The organism is Chryseobacterium rhizoplanae, from assembly GCF_900182655.1.
Taxonomy (GTDB): Bacteria; Bacteroidota; Bacteroidia; order Flavobacteriales; family Weeksellaceae; genus Chryseobacterium; species Chryseobacterium rhizoplanae.
In genome coordinates this window covers 56,431-74,131 of record NZ_FXTC01000011.1, presented here as the reverse complement: position 1 = coordinate 74,131, position 17,701 = coordinate 56,431, and the positions used below count along the sequence as shown (strand labels likewise).

At 37.9% G+C, this 17,701-nt stretch carries 15 protein-coding genes; 5 read left to right on the top strand and 10 right to left on the bottom strand.

Annotated features, from left to right (window positions below):
- Window positions 1-85: 85 nt before the first annotated feature.
- A complete protein-coding gene (locus tag FN817_RS19580) occupies window positions 86-562 on the bottom strand; it encodes a tetratricopeptide repeat protein (protein ID WP_228451615.1) in 477 nt (158 codons plus the stop codon).
- 155 nt (window positions 563-717) lie between these two features.
- Between FN817_RS19580 and FN817_RS19575 the strand changes: the two genes are divergently transcribed.
- Window positions 718-1,602, top strand: coding sequence for a DUF808 family protein (locus tag FN817_RS19575; RefSeq protein ID WP_142719405.1), 885 nt, complete (start codon window positions 718-720; stop codon window positions 1,600-1,602).
- Between the two features lie 479 nt (window positions 1,603-2,081).
- On the opposite strand, the gene dnaJ is transcribed toward FN817_RS19575, so the two are convergent.
- From dnaJ to proS, 5 genes are all read right to left on the bottom strand, one after another.
- Window positions 2,082-3,200, bottom strand: coding sequence for a molecular chaperone DnaJ (gene dnaJ, locus FN817_RS19570; RefSeq protein WP_142719404.1), 1,119 nt, complete (start codon window positions 3,198-3,200; stop codon window positions 2,082-2,084).
- 101 nt (window positions 3,201-3,301) lie between these two features.
- Window positions 3,302-3,841 (bottom strand): nucleotide exchange factor GrpE, encoded by a 540-nt coding sequence (locus tag FN817_RS19565; RefSeq protein ID WP_394345054.1) that lies wholly within the window; start codon window positions 3,839-3,841, stop codon window positions 3,302-3,304.
- A 136-nt stretch (window positions 3,842-3,977) separates the two neighbouring features.
- Window positions 3,978-5,312 carry an Nramp family divalent metal transporter gene (locus FN817_RS19560; RefSeq protein WP_142719402.1) on the bottom strand — a complete coding sequence of 445 codons (1,335 nt, stop codon included), beginning with the start codon at window positions 5,310-5,312 and terminating at the stop codon, window positions 3,978-3,980.
- 113 nt (window positions 5,313-5,425) lie between these two features.
- Complete coding sequence (locus FN817_RS19555) at window positions 5,426-6,754, bottom strand: OmpA family protein (RefSeq protein WP_142719401.1); 1,329 nt, start codon at window positions 6,752-6,754, stop codon at window positions 5,426-5,428.
- A gap of 118 nt (window positions 6,755-6,872) precedes the next feature.
- Window positions 6,873-8,348 (bottom strand): proline--tRNA ligase, encoded by a 1,476-nt coding sequence (gene proS, locus FN817_RS19550; RefSeq protein ID WP_142719400.1) that lies wholly within the window; start codon window positions 8,346-8,348, stop codon window positions 6,873-6,875.
- Between the two features lie 144 nt (window positions 8,349-8,492).
- Here proS and FN817_RS19545 point away from each other — a divergent pair, with 144 nt between their 5' ends.
- Together FN817_RS19545 and FN817_RS19540 are read left to right on the top strand one after the other, a co-directional pair.
- A complete protein-coding gene (locus FN817_RS19545) occupies window positions 8,493-9,602 on the top strand; it encodes a prolyl-tRNA synthetase (protein WP_142719399.1) in 1,110 nt (369 codons plus the stop codon).
- A gap of 53 nt (window positions 9,603-9,655) precedes the next feature.
- Window positions 9,656-11,041, top strand: a complete 1,386-nt coding sequence (locus FN817_RS19540; RefSeq protein ID WP_228451614.1) for an OmpP1/FadL family transporter — start codon at window positions 9,656-9,658, stop codon at window positions 11,039-11,041.
- Window positions 11,042-11,101: 60 nt separating this feature from the next.
- On the opposite strand, the gene FN817_RS19535 is transcribed toward FN817_RS19540, so the two are convergent.
- Window positions 11,102-11,830, bottom strand: coding sequence for a ZIP family metal transporter (locus FN817_RS19535; protein WP_142719397.1), 729 nt, complete (start codon window positions 11,828-11,830; stop codon window positions 11,102-11,104).
- Entirely contained in the window at window positions 11,830-12,555 is a 726-nt protein-coding gene (locus FN817_RS19530; RefSeq protein WP_142719396.1) for a class I SAM-dependent DNA methyltransferase, read from the bottom strand. The genes FN817_RS19535 and FN817_RS19530 overlap by 1 nt, the downstream gene beginning before the upstream one ends.
- A 137-nt stretch (window positions 12,556-12,692) precedes the next feature.
- Between FN817_RS19530 and FN817_RS19525 the strand changes: the two genes are divergently transcribed.
- A complete protein-coding gene (locus tag FN817_RS19525) occupies window positions 12,693-13,862 on the top strand; it encodes a THUMP domain-containing class I SAM-dependent RNA methyltransferase (protein ID WP_142719395.1) in 1,170 nt (389 codons plus the stop codon).
- Between the two features lie 239 nt (window positions 13,863-14,101).
- Here FN817_RS19525 and FN817_RS19520 read toward each other — a convergent pair whose 3' ends face one another.
- Window positions 14,102-14,908 (bottom strand): helix-turn-helix domain-containing protein, encoded by an 807-nt coding sequence (locus FN817_RS19520; protein WP_142719394.1) that lies wholly within the window; start codon window positions 14,906-14,908, stop codon window positions 14,102-14,104.
- A 216-nt stretch (window positions 14,909-15,124) separates the two neighbouring features.
- Window positions 15,125-16,138 carry an SDR family NAD(P)-dependent oxidoreductase gene (locus FN817_RS19515; protein WP_142719393.1) on the bottom strand — a complete coding sequence of 338 codons (1,014 nt, stop codon included), beginning with the start codon at window positions 16,136-16,138 and terminating at the stop codon, window positions 15,125-15,127.
- A gap of 208 nt (window positions 16,139-16,346) precedes the next feature.
- Between FN817_RS19515 and FN817_RS19510 the strand changes: the two genes are divergently transcribed.
- On the top strand, window positions 16,347-17,351 hold the full coding sequence (locus tag FN817_RS19510) for a glycosyltransferase (protein ID WP_142719392.1): 1,005 nt from the start codon (window positions 16,347-16,349) through the stop codon (window positions 17,349-17,351).
- Window positions 17,352-17,701 lie beyond the last annotated feature (350 nt).

The window sequence follows — 17,701 nt, the reverse complement described above, 5'->3', positions numbered from 1 at the left end:
TGTTAGTACATAATTTATTATATGAGATTTTGAATACTCAACTGCCAGGAGCATCATTATTTATCTGGGAAATTGCTTAGCCAAACTATAGATTTTCAGCATAGCGGCTCAGAGAATTATTGTATCTGGGCAAATGTTTTGAAATTGCTTTCAGGGTAAGTGATAATGCTTCTTTGTATTCTCCCGCTGAAGAAAGAGACAGCGCTAAAAAAGAATCTACTGCATCATTCAGTTCATCAGAATAATTAGCTTTTTCTTCCCTTAAAATATGAATGCTTTCTTCTATCTTTCCATTATTTCTTAAGGTACTTGCCAGCTGGATTCTTGCTCTTCTCCTTCTTAAACCGGTTAGTCCTTTATCTAATGCTGATCTGTACAGAGGTTCTGCTTCCTTTTCATGTCCCGTGGAATCAAAAGCACAGGCTTTTTCAAAATCAGCAATAGCCTGGGAATCCGTTAGTAATTCTGTATGGTTTTTAATTTGATGAATAAACTCTTCATTGCTTATTGTTCCGAGTTTCAGCCATATACTCTGTAATTGGGTTTCCCAGTTTTCATCCATTGGATAGATTTTAAACAAAGATATAAAATATTGAAAGCTGAGCATTGCTTAATCATTCTTATAATTTTCAAAATTATTGTCAGTTTATGAATCTAAAAACGGAATTAAATATTTATTTTTGCTAGACTTAACAAAGATTAAAAAATTATTAAAATATGGCATCAGGCTTTTTTGCAATTTTGGATGACATTGCAGCATTGATGGATGATGTAGCGGTTACCAGTAAGGTTGCTACACAAAAAACAGCAGGGATTTTAGGAGATGATCTGGCTGTAAATGCGGAAAAGGCCACTGGCTTTCTTTCTTCAAGGGAAATTCCGGTTTTATGGGCAATTACAAAAGGTTCTTTTATCAACAAACTGATCATTTTGCCTATCGTTTTTTTACTCAATTGGCTGTATGCTCCGGCTATTAATTATGTATTGATTCTTGGAGGATTCTATCTTGCTTTTGAAGGCGTTGAAAAGGTAATAGAATTTCTTTTTCATCGTGATAAAAAGGGGCATGAAGTCATAGAGGAAATTGTAGATGACGAAAAAAGTTCTGAAGAAATAGAAAAAGAGAAAGTAAAATCGGCAATTACAACGGATTTTATCTTATCAATCGAGATCGTTATCATTGCTTTAGGAACCGTACTGGAAGAAAGCCATCCTTTCATTACGCAGATTTTAGTAACGAGCCTGGTGGCGTTTATCGCGACTGTTGGAGTGTATGGAATTGTAGCTTTGATCGTAAGAATGGATGATGCAGGCTTTAAATTAATAAAAAAAAGTAACGATAAGGGTTTTTTCGGGAGGCTTGGGCATGTATTAGTGAAGGCTTTACCTATTGTTATTAAAATATTAGGAGTAGTCGGAACAATTGCTTTAATAATGGTTGCTGGAGGAATTTTTCTACACAGAGTAGAATTTTTTCATGGCATACTTCCAACCTGGCCGGATGTTTTGAAAGAGCTTACGCTTGGAGTTGCTGGCGGATTGGCAGCGGTTGCTGTCTTCACTTTAGGAAAAGGAATCTATTCCCTGGCAACAAAAAAATAAAACAGAATTAGAATTAAATAACCAAAAAATCCTGTATTCGTGAGAGTACAGGATTTTTATTGGTTTATTCAATGTTGCAGATTCTGATATTTGCTATAATTGAAACCTATGAAATTTTGTTTAACGTAAAGAATTCATTTCAATATGTTTAAGTAGATGGAGTAAAGTTGGTTGCTTATCCTTTTAATTAATACTCGGGATTAATAATTAAGAAAGGTTTTCTTATTGGCTGCCCTTCGACAGGCTCAGGGGATAACTCGAACGCCAACCAAAATTTTAAGCGTTGTCAGGCTGAGCCTGTCGAAGCCATTGTTATTAAAAAAGATCAAAAAGTTGAAATAAGGTAAATGGCTTTCCTATAGGCATACGTTTGTTAATAAAGCTTTTTCAGTAACAAAGTTGTCATTGTTTACTTTCGTTGCCACAAAAACCGGAGCTTTCTTCAAAACAAAAAAGAGGCTTAAAAAGCCTCTCTTATATTAATTGAATAAATCTTTTACTTTATCAAAAAAAGTTTTTTCCTTTCCGGATGGTTCTGCAACCATTTCTCCGCTGGACATCTGCTTTTCAAAGAAGTCTTTCTGGTCCTTCGTAAGCTTTTGTGGCGTCCATACATTGATGTGGATAAACATATCTCCTTTTCCGTAGCTGTCGATGCTTGGAAGTCCTTTTCCTGCCAATCTTAAGATCTTTCCGGACTGAGTTCCCGGGTCAACAGTAATTTTTACTTTTCCGCCTACGGTAGGAATTTCCTTTTTCGTTCCTAACGCAGCTTCAGCAAAAGAAACATAAAGTTCCTGGTGAAGATTATCGCCTTCTCTCTTAATGATTTGATCTACTTCCTCTTCAATGATCACCAATAAATCTCCTGGAATTCCACCAAATGGAGCATCATTTCCTTTTCCTCTTACATTCAGCTGAATTCCGTCTCTTGCTCCTGCCGGAATGTTGATCGTGATTTCCTCTTCATCTTTGATAAGACCTTGTGCATTGGCTCCTGCAGGAATCTTGTCAGCAACTTTCCCGATTCCCTGGCAAGTACCACAAGTTGTTTGCGTTTGCATTTGACCGAACATGGTATTCATTACTTTAAGCTGAACACCGGAACCGTTACAGGTAGGACATGTTTTTGAAGTGGCACCTTCTGCCATCTTCATTTTTTTTACTTTAATGGTCTTCTGAGTACCGTTTACCATTTCCTCAAGGTTCAGCTTGATTCTGATTCTTAAATTAGAACCTTTTACCTGCTGACGGCCTCCACCGCCGCCGCCAAATCCTCCGAAACCACCACCGAAAATATCTCCAAACTGGCTGAAAATATCTTCCATGTTCATTCCGCCTCCGAAGCCTCCACCTCCGAAACCGCCATTTCCACCCATTCCGGCATGACCGAACTGGTCGTATCTGGCACGTTTCTGATCGTCGCTCAGAACTTCGTAAGCCTCAGCAGCTTCTTTAAATTTTTCTTCAGCCTCCTTATCACCGGGATTTTTGTCCGGGTGAAACTTGATGGCCATTTTACGGTATGCTTTTTTTATTTCGTCGGCGGATGCAGATTTGCTGATCTCAAGAACCTCGTAATAATCTCTTTTTGACATGACAATTTTATAATTGATTGTTGATAAATGATAAAAGATATTGTAAAGCTAATAAGTGAAACATTCATCAATTATCACTCATCATTTATCATTTATGAATTTTAATTTCCTGTTACTACTTTTGCAAAACGAATTACTTTATCACCTAAAGTATATCCAGTTTCAATAACATCTACGATTTTTCCTTTCAAATCTTCCGATGGAGCAGGGATCTGAGTAATCGCTTCATGGAAATCAACATTAAAGCTGTCACCAGCTCTTACTTCCATTGTTTTTAAGCCTTTTTCGGTAAGTTTATTTTTGAATTTCTGATAGATAAGCTCTACACCTTGCAGGTCAGCCGGGTTTCCGTTTTTAGCGATTTCCTTTAATGCTCTTTCAAAATCATCTAAAACCCCTAACATTGAAACCATCATCTCCTGGTTGGCATACTGGAAGAATTCCATCTTCTCTTTGCTTGTTCTTTTTTTATAGTTTTCGAATTCAGCATACAATCTGATGTAACGGTCTTTTTCTTCTGCCAAAAGTTCTTCTGGAGAAGGTGCTGCTGTCACATTGTCCTGAGACGTTGCGTCATTCTGAACGTTGTTTTCTTCCTGATTATTGATGCTTTCTTCGTTAATATCCTGGTTTTCCATAATTCAATATTTATTTACTGTTTGTTTGACAAAGAGCCTGCCAAATCTGAAATCAGGACATTAAGGCAGAAAAATGTATAACGGTGAAAAGTGAATAAATCAATATGATTCGCTTGTGAATTTGTAGGTGTGTAGTTTTTTATTTTCCTGTAAACGTCTGATACAATAGGTACAGGTTTAAAACAATGATAATAATGGAAATTGCCCATACGCAGATTTTAAGAAACGGTTTATTGACAAATTCACCCATTTTTGCTTTATCATTGGTAAACATAACCAATGGGACAACAGCAAAACTCAGCTGCATGGATAGAATAACCTGGCTTAAAACCAATAATTCGGTCGTTCCCTGTTCGCCATAAAGGATCGCAACAATAAGTGCTGGAATTACAGCAATAAGTCTTGTGATAAGCCTTCTCAGCCAGGGTTTTAATCTGATATTTAAAAACCCTTCCATTACAATCTGTCCTGCAAGAGTGCCGGTTAATGTTGAGTTTTGTCCGGATGCCAATAGTGCAATAGCAAACGCAATACTTGCCATGGAAGCTCCTAAAATAGGGGTTAGCATTTTATAGGCATCATGAATGTCAGCAACATGTTCGTTCCCTGTCGTATGGAAGGTGGCCGCTGCCAGAATTAGGATTGCAGCATTAATGAAGAATGCCAGCATCAATGAAACCGTGCTGTCCAGGGTAGCAAATTTTATGGCTTCTTTTTTTCCTTGCGTATCCCGGTTATAATCTCTGGTCTGTACAATACTGCTGTGCAGATACAGGTTGTGGGGCATTACGGTGGCTCCTAAGATTCCAATGGCAATATAAAGCATTGCAGGATTCTGAATAATTTCCTTTTGAGGAACCAATCCTCCCAGAATCTCATTGAAAGCAGGCTTAGAAATAACGATTTCATAGACAAAACAGGCGAGGATGATGAATATAAGCCCTCCTACAATACTTTCAATCCATCGGAAACCTTTGGCCTGAAGTAAAAGGATAATTAAAACATCCACTGTGGTAATGACAATTCCCCACGTTAGCGGAATGTGAAATAATAGGTTTAATGCAATCGCAGAACCAATGACCTCTGCGAGATCACAGGCGGCAATGGCTATTTCACAAAATACCCAGAGAATAAAATTGGTAGTAGGACTGAAGTGATCTCTGCAAGCCTGTGCAAGATCTCTTTCTGCAACAACTCCCAGTTTCACAGATAAATGCTGCAAAACCATTGCGAAAATATTGGAAATAAGAATTACGGATAGCAGAGTATACCCAAACTGAGCTCCTCCGGCAATATCTGTAGCCCAGTTTCCCGGATCCATATATCCTACGGCAATCATCAGTCCCGGTCCGGCAAATGCAAGATACTTTCTCCAGAAATTTGCATTTTTAGGAACTTTGATGGATGAATAAACCTCTGATAAGGAATGAGATGTTTTATCTTTTCGCCAGGCGCTTTTTATATTGAAATTCATAAATGTTAGAAATGACTAACAAATTTAATTAAATAAATGTAAACAGAGAAATCATGGCACAAAAAAATCCCGGAAATTACTTCCCGGGATCTAATTTTTATTGAATCTAAAGATTATTTTGCAAATCTTACAGACATTTTTCTATCAGCAGCTCTTTCTGCGTCAGAAGCTTTTGCGTCTACTTTAGCAAATTTGCTTCCATAACCTTCTGCTTCTAAAACCTGAGCTCCAACTCCAGCTTTTGCTAAAGCTGCTTTAATAAATTCAGCTCTGGCTTTTGATAATTTTACGTTTGAAGCTTCGTTTCCTGTTTTGTCAGTGTAACCACCGATTTTGATTTTTGCATCAGGGAAAGCTTTAAGGATAGCCACTAAGTTATCCAATTGTCCTTGTGAACCTGCTTCAAGTTCAGTAGAACTTCCCATTTTGAAATTAACATGGTCGAAATCGTACCATTTATCTTTTAATGCTGAATCATCAGCTGCATTTTTGTAAGCTCCGGATTTCAGGAAAGTAATCATCTGATCCTCCATACCGCCTTTATAACCTTTTAACATTACTCCGTTAAGATCAATGTTTTCGTCGGTTTTAGCAGTAGCCGGAACAGGCGTTGCAGTTCCTGTTGTAGCAGTATCTGTTGTAGTACTGGTTGTAGCAGAGTCAGACGTAACAGTAGTGGTGGTAGTGGTCTGTTTTTTCTCACACTGTTTCCACAAGAAATACCCGGCTGCCAGTAACAGTAAAAGCGGAAGCAACCATTTCCAGATGGAGCCTCCACCTTGATTATTATTGTTATTATTTTCAAATCTTTCTCTTACTTCTCTAGCTCCTTCAGAAACATTTTCTCTTGCTGTAGCTACACCTTCTGCGATGTTATCTTTAGCAGTAGAAGTTACCGAAGAAACAGTTTCCTTCGCCTGGCCAAACCAATTTTCAGCTCCTAATCCAAAGGAAGCCAAAGAAAGACCTGCCGGCAATAAGGAAGAAATAATGCCTTTCTGATCGTTCAGTAAACTGGAAATACCTGAAGCACCCAAATTATTGTCTGCTGCATATTTTCCAACTGTGCCTACTGTAGCTCCAGTCACCAGGTTTAACAAAGAACTGGCAGAAGTATTGCTTACTCCTGAAAAACTAGCAATGGAATTAACTAATCCACTTACTTTATCTCCAAAAATTGAAGACAACAAGTTAGAAATAATAGGATTGCTGGACGAACCGCCTAATAAATTTCCTAAAATTCCACTTGAAGAGGCTTGTGTAATAGCATCCACAACGCCAGGCTTATCTGCATTATTGGCCAATCCTCCTACTACTGCAGGTAATAATCCACCAATTGCTTTAGAAATACCGGATTCACTTTCTCCAAACTGCGAGGCAGCCTGTGAAACCAAAGCGGGACCTAATTGTCCTTTAATTAAATCAATGACATTTAAAGACATAATAATAAATTTTTTTGATTAATGTTGAGATAAATTTAAACAAAAATCCGTCCAAATGTCACTTTTTTTTGAATATTTCTTTAAATTTTAATGATTTTTTTTTAAATCATTAAAATTTTTAATAAGCTTTTGCGAATAACACACGTCTCTTAGAAGGTTTTCCGGAAACTAATGAAATCCCTTCTTCTACATCATTATCTAGGGGAATACATCTGATGGTAGCCTTCGTTTCATCCTTGATCTGTTCTTCTTCTTCAGCGGTACCATCCCAGTGAGCATAGATGAAACCACCTTTCTCTTCCAGAACTTTTTTGAATTCTTCGTAAGTATCTACTTTCGTAAAATTATCTTTTCTGAATTCAAGAGCTTTGTTATAAAGATCCTGCTGAATTGTTTTCAATAGATCTTCGATATAAGAATCCAGACCTTCGATAGAACGTACTTCTTTGGTCAGATTATCTCTCCTCGCAATTTCCACAGATTTATTTTCAAGATCTCTTGGTCCCATTGCGATTCTTACAGGAACTCCTTTCAATTCGTATTCTGCAAATTTCCAGCCCGGTTTGTTCTGAGTATCATTATCAAATTTCACGGAAATACCTTTAGCTCTTAGTTTAGCCTGAATGTCCAACGCTACTTCACTGATTTGCTCTAATTGCTCTTCTCCTTTAAAGATCGGAACAATCACCACCTGAATCGGTGCCAGGGTAGGAGGCAGTACCAATCCGAAATCATCAGAGTGGGTCATAATCAAAGCGCCCATCAAACGAGTTGATGTTCCCCATGATGTAGCCCATGCGTGTTCTATTTTTCCTTCTTTATTGGTGAATTTTACGTCAAATGCTTTGGCGAAATTCTGTCCTAAGAAGTGAGAAGTTCCAGCCTGTAAAGCTTTTCCATCCTGCATTAATGCTTCAATACAATAGGTTTCATCAGCTCCTGCGAATCTTTCAGAAGGTGTTTTTAACCCTTGAATTACCGGCATTGCCATAAAGTTTTCTGCAAAATCTGCATATACTTTATTCATTTTTTCTGCTTCTTCCACAGCTTCATCTTTTGTAGCGTGAGCGGTGTGGCCCTCCTGCCATAAGAATTCCGCAGTTCTTAAGAAAAGACGTGTTCTCATTTCCCAACGAACAACATTCGCCCATTGGTTGATCAGTATCGGTAAGTCTCTGTAAGACTGAATCCAGTTTTTGTAGGTATTCCAGATAATAGCTTCTGAAGTAGGACGAACGATAAGCTCTTCTTCCAGTTTCGCATCCGGGTCTACAATCAGTTTGGATGGATTGTCCGGATCGGTTTTTAATCTGTAGTGAGTAACAACAGCGCATTCTTTTGCAAAACCTTCTGCATTTTTTTCCTCTGCCTCAAACAAGCTCTTGGGCACAAAAAGCGGGAAGTATGCGTTAACGTGACCAGTTTCTTTGAACTTTTTATCCATTTCATCACGCATTTTTTCCCAGATCGCATAGCCATACGGTTTGATCACCATACATCCACGCACGCCTGAGTTTTCAGCTAAATCAGCTTTTACAACCAGCTCATTATACCATTTGCTGTAATCTTCGCTTCTTGAGGTTAATTTTGCCATTATTTTTTTTAATTTTTTTAACTTTTGTACATTATTGTTATCTAAAAATAAAAATCTATTTTTGATAGATTTTTTTACCAGTATTTTGGTACATTTTTGGTACAGATTGCAAATATAATTTAAATTAAAAATTTTTACGTTATCATGAAAAGAAATATACATAAAAATTTGCTTGGTCTGCTAAGATCCAAAGGGGTGTTGGCAATATCAGGCGGATTATTACTTGTGTCTTGTGGTGCTCAGATGGGAGGGTATAGCGAGACGGATGGGGTGTATTACGACCCCAATAAGGATACGCTACCTGAAGGAGTTATCATCAATGATAGCGGAAACAGAGTAGGAGAATATTATGACTATTATCAGGATTCCAATGTTATTCAAAATGCAGAGGCGAATTCCAGAGAACAGCAAAACAGATATAATGACTGGAGTGGTACGAATACCAACTGGAGCTCCAATGCTACCGATTCAGACTGGGGACTTTATGCAGGTTCGCAGACAAACTACTATGACAATTCATGGGGATGGGGATCCCCTTGGGGCTGGTATGGTGGTTACAGCCCATATTGGGGCTGGGGCATGAACCGTGGCTGGGGCTGGGGTGCAAGTTTGTCCTGGGGTTGGGGCGGATCATTCGGATGGGGCTGGGGAGGCTCTTACGGATGGGGAAGTCCATACTGGGGATACGGTGGATATTATGATCCATTCTGGGGCGGTTACGGAAACCCTTATTGGGGATACGGAGGCGGTTACTGGGGTGGCGGATACTACAACAGACCTGTTTACAGAAGAAGCGGTGCCAGTGGAGGAGGATTCCAGAATACGGGTGTAGCCAACGCAGTATACAGAACCAATACAGCCAATTCAGGCTTCAGAAATACGAATGGTGGTTTCAGAAACGGAAATAACGGAGGTTTCAGAGATTCTAATTCAAACGGAGGTTTCAGAAACAGTAACGGCGGATTTAGAAACACAGATAATGGTGGCTTCAGAAACTCCAACTCAAATGGTGGTTTCAGAAACTCTCAATCTAATGGTGGATTCCGTAATACTGCACCACAGACAAGACCTAATTATAATTATCAACAATCACAGCCTAGAAACAACAATAGTGGAGGCTTCAGATCTAATGATTCAGGAGGTTTCAGATCTAGCGGCGGCTTCAACTCCGGTGGAGGCGGCTTCAGAGGCGGTTCTTCTGGCGGCGGTGGCGGAATGAGATCCGGCGGCGGAGGCAGAGGTGGATTCAGATAATTTTCAAACGAATAAACTATTAAAAAATAATGTTAAAAAAATCTTTAGTATTAATGAGTATTTCTGCTGCATTTTATGCGCAGGCTCAGGATGTTTCTGTGATAAGAAATACCGTGGATGTTTACTCAAGTACTCCTATGGTGGGATCGGCTAAGTTTAATGCAATGGCTGGAGCTAATGGTGCACTGGGTGGTGATGCAAACTCTTTGCTTACCAACCCGGCAGGTTTAGGGGTAGCTATTTCAGGAGAGGTTTCAGGAACTTTATCTATTTTAGGCAATAAAAACAGCAGCTCTTTAGCTGGATCTACCATAGACTACAGCAAAACCAAGGGAGACCTTGGAAATGCAGGAGGGATCATTGCTTTCCCACTGATGACAGAAACGGCCTGGAAGTTTATTAATATCGGTATTAATTTTTCCAACCAGTCTCTTGATAATGTAATCCAATCACCGGGTAACAACAATGTTGTTTACGCTTTTGATAAAGATGATATAACCAAGGATGCAGCATTGGCAGGACATATTTATGAAAGATATGGTAATTTGTCAAAGATGAGTTTTGGGGTAGGAGCGAATTACAATCATAATTTATATTTAGGAGCAGGTTTCAATTTTTTCAACGCTTCAGTTGATCAATATGATACTTTATTTTACCGAAACCTGGCCAATAATTCCACAGAAGGATTCAGTAAACAAGATACTCCATATACAGAAAGATCTTCTGGTTTTTCAGCTTCATTAGGGGTTATTGGAAAGCTAAGTCCTAACTTCAGGGTGGGAGCATCTCTTGAAACTCCTACATTCTGGACGATAGACAGAAATTATTATTTCTATAACGATCCTGTTTACGGGGACGATATGGGTGCTGAAAACAGAAAGTTTACTTCACCGCTTAAAGCAACAGTGAGTGCTGCCTTTGTAGCAAGTAAAAACTTCTCTTTGAACGTAGACTATACCCTTGGACTTACAAAGCCTGATTATAAAGTATATGGCGGTGCAGAAAGATCATTAAATGATTTCTTTAAGGAGAATTACAAAAACCTTTCTGAAGTAAGAGTAGGAGCTGAGTACAGAGTACAGCAGTTCAGACTGAGAGGAGGTTATGCCTACCAGTCAAGTCCTTTTGATGCTCTTACGATCAGTAGATTTAATGATGCAGGTACTGTAGGAGATCAATCGTACAGCAACATGATGCTAAGTGACAGAAATACACTTTCTTTCGGTATCGGGTATGATTTCAAATCATTCTATGTAGATGCATCTTATCAGAATATCTCATCTAAGTACACTAACCCTTTTATGAGAGGATATATGGACGGAAATTCTGATTCATCTTATTATTCTGCTAATAACATCTTTGAAAGCGATGCATATGCAGCAAGTGAGGTTAAAAATAACAGAAACAATTTCTTCCTTACAGTAGGATGGAAATTCTAAGCTTTAGATAGGCTATATACAATAAAAAGCTCCGGAAATTTTCCGGAGCTTTTTTATTTTTTAATGAGAATGAGCAGAAGGGTGCTGATGGAAGAGATGCATCATCAATGCAAGTGAGACTCCTAAAACTACCAGTCCGATTTTTACCCAGTCTATATTGTGATTTTTATTACTTTCAAAAATAATCACTGATGAAATGTGAAGAAAAATTCCTCCCACGACAGCCAGAAAATAGGGCTGAAGATCAGGATTGAAATAGTTTCCTAACAGCATTCCCATTGGAGAAGCCAAGGCAAATAAGGCTACAATGAGAATAGAAGGATAAGATGAAGAACTTTTTGATTCTCCTTTTCTGTTGAATAAAAATGCTCCCAGAATAAATGAAATAGGAAGATTGTGAAATACAATTCCCCAAAGATAAGGAGACATCTCGTGTTCTTCATTGGCAAGAGGGATTCCTTCAATGAAAGCATGGATGAATAATCCCACCATTAAAGCAACAGGAAGAATATTGTGTTCATTATGATGATGGAAGTGGCCATGTTCAAAACCTTTGGTAAGAGCTTCCAGAATCATTTGTAGAAGCACTCCTGCAATTACAAATATCCCAAGATTATTGCTTCCTGCAGAGGTATAGACCTGAGGGAAAACTTCATTGAGACAGATTGTAATTAAAAAACCGGCACTTAAGATCAGTAGATTTTTGGCCAGTTTTTCTTTTTTACCAAAGTGTTTTCCCAGGAATACTCCTGTAATTACACTTAGAATCAGTAAAAGTACTGTTGTCATTATTTTTTCTTAAATAAATTGATGCAACGTGGGGAACTTTCTTTGTTAAATTCATTCAGCTGATAATCTCCCCATATTTTTATTCTTTCAAAACCGCATTCGGAAGCATAAGCATGAATGGCTTCTAATGTGTGAAGCTTTACTTTTTCAAAGAAATGAAAAGGTTTACCGTCTGCTTCAAAACGGATATCTTTGATGACATGTCTGCCCTCTATCTTTTTAAGAATCCTGAAATCTATATCACCGCGGGTGATTGCTGTTTCAGGAACTAAAGTTTTTCTTACATACTCTTCATTCAGATAATCCAGCACAAAATATCCTCCGGGCTTCAATACATTGTAAACCGATTGGAATACTTTTTTATCATCATTTTCATTGTCAAAATATCCAAAACTTGTAAATAAATTGAATACAGCATCCATCGGGTCTGCATCAATTGGGTTTCTCATATCATGAACTTCAAAAAGGAGGGTTTGATTTTCATACTTTTTGTCAGATTCAATACTTTGTCTTGAAAGGTCCAGTCCCAAAACATCATACCCTAATTTATTGAGGAAAACAGAGTGTCTTCCCTTTCCGCAGGCAAGATCTATGATTTTCGACTGAGGCGGAAGCTGAAGGTCCGCTGTGAGCTTTTTAATGAAGTTTTCAGCTTCAGTATAGTCTCTGTTGCTATAAAGCAAATGATAATAAGGGGTATCAAACCAAGATTCAAACCATTCCATAATGCAAAAATAACTAAATTTGTGCGGTTAAAAGCAAAGTATTTTACAACATTAAGAGATTGAAAAATTCAATTGGACAAGAAGTTGGAGGGCTAATCTTTTAATTATTAAAACTTTAAATCTTTTAATTCATACTTATGGATACAGAAAATATTAAAATACAGATAAAGACATTCTTCGGATTGGAGCAGATTCTGGCAGAAGAAATCAAAAAATTGGGTGGAAGAAATGTTGAAATTAAAAACAGGGCGGTAAATTGTGAAGGAGATCTGGGTTTTCTTTACAAGATCAATTACTCTGCAAGAACAGCATTGAAAATTCTGGTGCCCATTCATGAGTTCAAGGCTTTCAACCAGCATCAGTTTTATGACAGACTTTTCAAGTTTGAGTGGGAAAACTTCATGGATGTAGACCAGTCTTTCTCTATTGATGCCACCGTAAACTCTGAAACATTCAAACATTCACAGTTTGTGACTTTAAAGATGAAGGATGCTATCGTGGATTATTTCCAGGAAAAATTTAAAAGACGTCCGAATGTAGAAACGAGAAATCCGGATATTAAATTCCATCTTCATATTGACAGAGAATTGGTGATGATCTCAATGGATTCTTCAGGAGATCCTTTGTTTAAAAGAGGGTACAGAAGAGAACAGGGAGAAGCTCCTATCAATGAAGTGCTGGCGAGCGGAATGCTTCAGCTGGCAGGATGGGACGGAAAAGGAAATTTCCTTGATCCTATGTGCGGTTCCGGAACATTGCTGATTGAAGCGGCTATGATTGCTATGGATCTTCCGGCTCAGATCTTCAGAAAGAGATTCGGATTCCAGAACTGGAATAATTATGATGCAGAATTGTTCTCGAAAATTAAAGAATTCAGAATCAACAGAGTCAGACAGTTTGATGGGAAAATTGTTGGATATGACATTGATGCAAGAATGCTGAACGCTGCAAGAATGAATGTAGAAGCGGCAGAAATGGAAGATGTTATTGAGATTAAAAAACAAAACTTCTTTGAGTCTAAAAAGGAACTTTTCCCTTTATTGATGGTATTCAATCCTCCATATGACGAGAGAATTTCCATTAATGATGATGATTTCTACAAGAAAATCGGAGATACCTTCAAAACTAATTATCCGAATACATTAGCATGGCTGATCTCTTCTGATCTTGAAGCCGTGAAGAAAATTGGTTTACGCCCTTCAAGAAAGATCAAACTTTTCAACGGGAAGCTGGAAACGAGATTTTTACAGTACGAAATGTATGAAGGAACGAAGAAAGTACATAAGCTGGAGGAAAATAAAGATTAGCGATGTCCTGGAATTTTTTAGATATATTTGATGTGGTTTTGGATGTATTTGGCCTGTTTAGCTCCGGATCAAAATCATCAGGCTCAAAACTTAAAAGAAAGGCTTTAAATCATAATGTAATATCTCAAAAGAAAGAGCTAAAAGATCCGGATATTCAACAGAAAGAATAACTGCAATAGAATTCAGTTGAATTAAAATAATAAAAAGAGACTGTACTTATGTGTGCAGCCTCTTTTATCTTATCTGGCCAGTGAAGGAGCAAATCCATACTGCTTTTTAAAAGCATGTGAAAAATGCGACAGGTCCTCAAAACCTACTTCAAGAAAAACATCGGAAGGTTTTTTATTCTTTTCTGATAACTGATAATAGGCCAGTTCAAGACGTTTTTGCGTAAGCCAGCGCTGTGGTGTTGTTTGAAAAATCTTTCTGAAATCTCTGTTGAAAGTAGATAAACTTCTTCCCGTCAGATAGCCATATCGTTCCAAAGACATATTGAACATATAATTCTTTTCCATAAAATTAATAAGATCCACTTTTCCCGGTTCATCAAAATCAGCGAGTACATGATCTATATCCGGATCAATTTCCCTTAAAATACTGATGGCTTCAGTGATCTTCAGGTGAGCGATATTCTCAGGAAATGATCCTTCAATCTCAAAATAAGGAATGAGTGACGCAAGACAGCTGTTCAGAAGCGGATGACTGCTGAAACTGTGAATGCTGGATTCCCGTGGACTGTTGTTCTTTTGATAGTCAACAGCGCTGTAAAATGCTTTCAACCGTTCTGTGGTAAGATGCATCACTACTGCTTTATGAGGAAGCCCGTCTTTTGGATAATTGATAATCGTGGCAAGATGATTTCTCGGAATCAGAAATAGATCTCCGGCTTTGAAAATATAGGTTTTGTCTGCCTGGATAATTTTCGTTTCTCCTGATATGAACCAGACCAGCATATGATATTCAAAAACCGTTTCTGTTTTGAACAGCTTATCATCATAACTGGAAAGCTTGATATCCGGCGTGAGGTATTGTATCTGGAAATCCATTGTCAAAAGTTTTTCATTACAAATGTATTTAAAAAACGGCGACTATATAGAATTTTACACCATTGTCATGGACTACGTCGAATCTTCGATTTCTGACGAAGGAAGAATCTCATGTAAAGTTTAGATTCTTCATTTCACTGCGTTACATTCAGAATGACAGTGTCATAAAAAGATAGAAGGATTAGTGTAGGATTGTATATAATTGCCTAAAAACAATTATTTGGTGTCAAAGTTAAATCCCAACATCTTTTCACTCAATTTCCATAATTGCTCTGCATTTTTTTTGTCAATAGAATAAGGCTGTACCCCACGGATGGTAGCCGGTTCATCAAACCTGTGTTCAATTTGCCCTCTGTCGATTTCTGCAATATCACAGTTTTCACAATAAACTCCGCCGATTCCGTTAAGCTGGGGACTTACAGCGCACCAGATCGTAGTAGCAGCTCCTTGTTGAATGGTTTTTAAACGTGCTTCAACTTCCGGTTTGATATTTCCATTTTCATCATGCGTTCCGAGTTGCTTAAAAAGCTCGATAGGTTCTTCTCTGCCCAGATCAGTACCATAGACTGAACCTGGATGAAGAGAATACGTTCTGATATTGAATTCTTTTCCTCTTTCATCAAGTTCCACGGCAAACAGATTACAGGCTGTTTTAGATTGTCCATATCCGGAAAGCGTGTCATACTCTCTTTTCTCAAAATTCGGGTCTTCAAAATCAAAAGGAGCCATCTGATGACCATATGAAGAAACACTTATAACTCTTGCTCCATCTGCTTTTTTCAGAGCCGGCCATAATTTTGCGGTAAGATGAAACTGCCCAAGGTAATTGGTTGCCAATTGAGATTCGATACCTCTGCTGTCCCTGCGGAGAGGAACCCACATGATGCCCGCATTATTAATGAGAATATCCAGGCTTCTGCCTGACGATACAAATTTTTCTGCAAAAGCGTCAATAGATGCCGGATCCATCAGATCCATTTTTTCGAGTTCAACATTTTCAATTCCTGAAAGATTTTTTCCTGCTTTTTCAATATCTCTTGCGGGAATAATGACATGTGCTCCGGCGGAGGTAAGGGTTTTTGTCGTTTCAAGGCCGATTCCTGCATACCCGCCGGTAATGATAACTGTTTTTCCGGTAAGATCAATTCCCTTTATGACTTCCTGAGCTGTTGAGTAAGCATTAAATCCTGATTGAATAGGTTGTTGCATTGTGCTGATAATAGATTCCATTTTGTTGTTGTTTTAATTTCTAAAGCAAAATTATGATGGATTCCTTAGCTTTATTTTGTTTAAAATGTCAAATGTCTTGGCTCAGAATTTCATTTGTAAAATCCATTTTCTGAGAAAGATAAAAAGCCACTTCGTTAATTTCTCTGAATAAGCTGTTAAACTGTTTGTAGGTTGTTCTGCGAATAAGTAATTTTGAAAAATTTTCAATTTGAAGCCTACTATTTCCATTGTCGTTGCCATTTACAACCGAAAAGACGAACTTTTTGAGTTGCTTACCTCTCTTACCCAGCAGACAGATAAGGAGTTTGAGATCATTATTGTAGATGATGGTTCTCTGATCGATCTGAAACCTACCATCAGGAACTTTGAACAGGGATTGGATATTAAATATTTCAGAAAAGATAATTCAGGACCGGGACTGACAAGAAATTATGGGGCGGCAAGAGCAGCAAATGAATGGCTGGTATTTGTAGACAGTGATGTCATTGTTGAAAAAGATTATATTGAACATATTAAAAACGATATCCTTACCATTCCTTGTGATGCGTTTGGAGGAGCGGATAAGGCTCATAAAGGATTTAATCTGATGCAGAAGGCTATTTCCTATTCCATGACTTCTGTTTTTACAACCGGAGGAATCAGAGGAAGTAAAAAGGCAGTTTCCAAATTTCAACCCAGAAGTTTTAATATGGGCGTGAAAAAAGAGGTCTTTAGGAAAGTAGGCGGATTTTCTGAAATGAGAATAGGAGAGGATCCGGATCTATCCATGACCCTTTGGGAAAACGGATTTACCACTGCTTTTTTTGATGATATTGCAGTATATCATAAACGTAGAGTTGATTTTGGTAAATTCTCCAAGCAGGTCTATCAGTTTGGCTGTGCAAGACCGATCCTTAATCAGAGACATCCGAATTATGTGAAGATTTCTTTTGCGTTTCCTACCTTATTTATGTTGGGCTATATGATGGGCTTTCTGGAGTATTTTATAATGCATAGAGGGATCATACTGGCCTTCTATGGATTGTACACTTTTTTGGTGTTTTTTCATGCGTTATTATTGACTAAAAATATTAGTATTGCCGGTATGGCGGTTATCTCCACTTATATTCAGATGTTTTCCTACGGATATGGGTTTCTGAAATCCTGGATTTTGCTGAATGTTTTCAGAATGAAACCGGAAGAGGCTTTTCCGCATCATTATTATAAGAAATAATAGGAGCAGCCTGTACAGGTTTTGGCTAAAGCCGTTGAAAGGTTTATTTCTTTGATAAATGGGCTGAAGCCCATTCCTATTGAATTCTTTTATGGTATAAATTAAAACGGAAAATAATAAAACACAACGTTTGTCATTCCGCAGGAATCCAACTCCTTATTTATCATTAATTTATTATCCAAATTAAAAAAAATCAACCTAGATTTCTACGGAATGACAGACTGTATGGATAATCTAAGCGAATAATTTGTATTGAATAAGTGTACATATATACATTCCGCTTTTCATTCCGTAGGAATCTAGACAGGAATCTAGTGAGTTAAACTAAAAATAAAAAAAGGCTGTTTCAA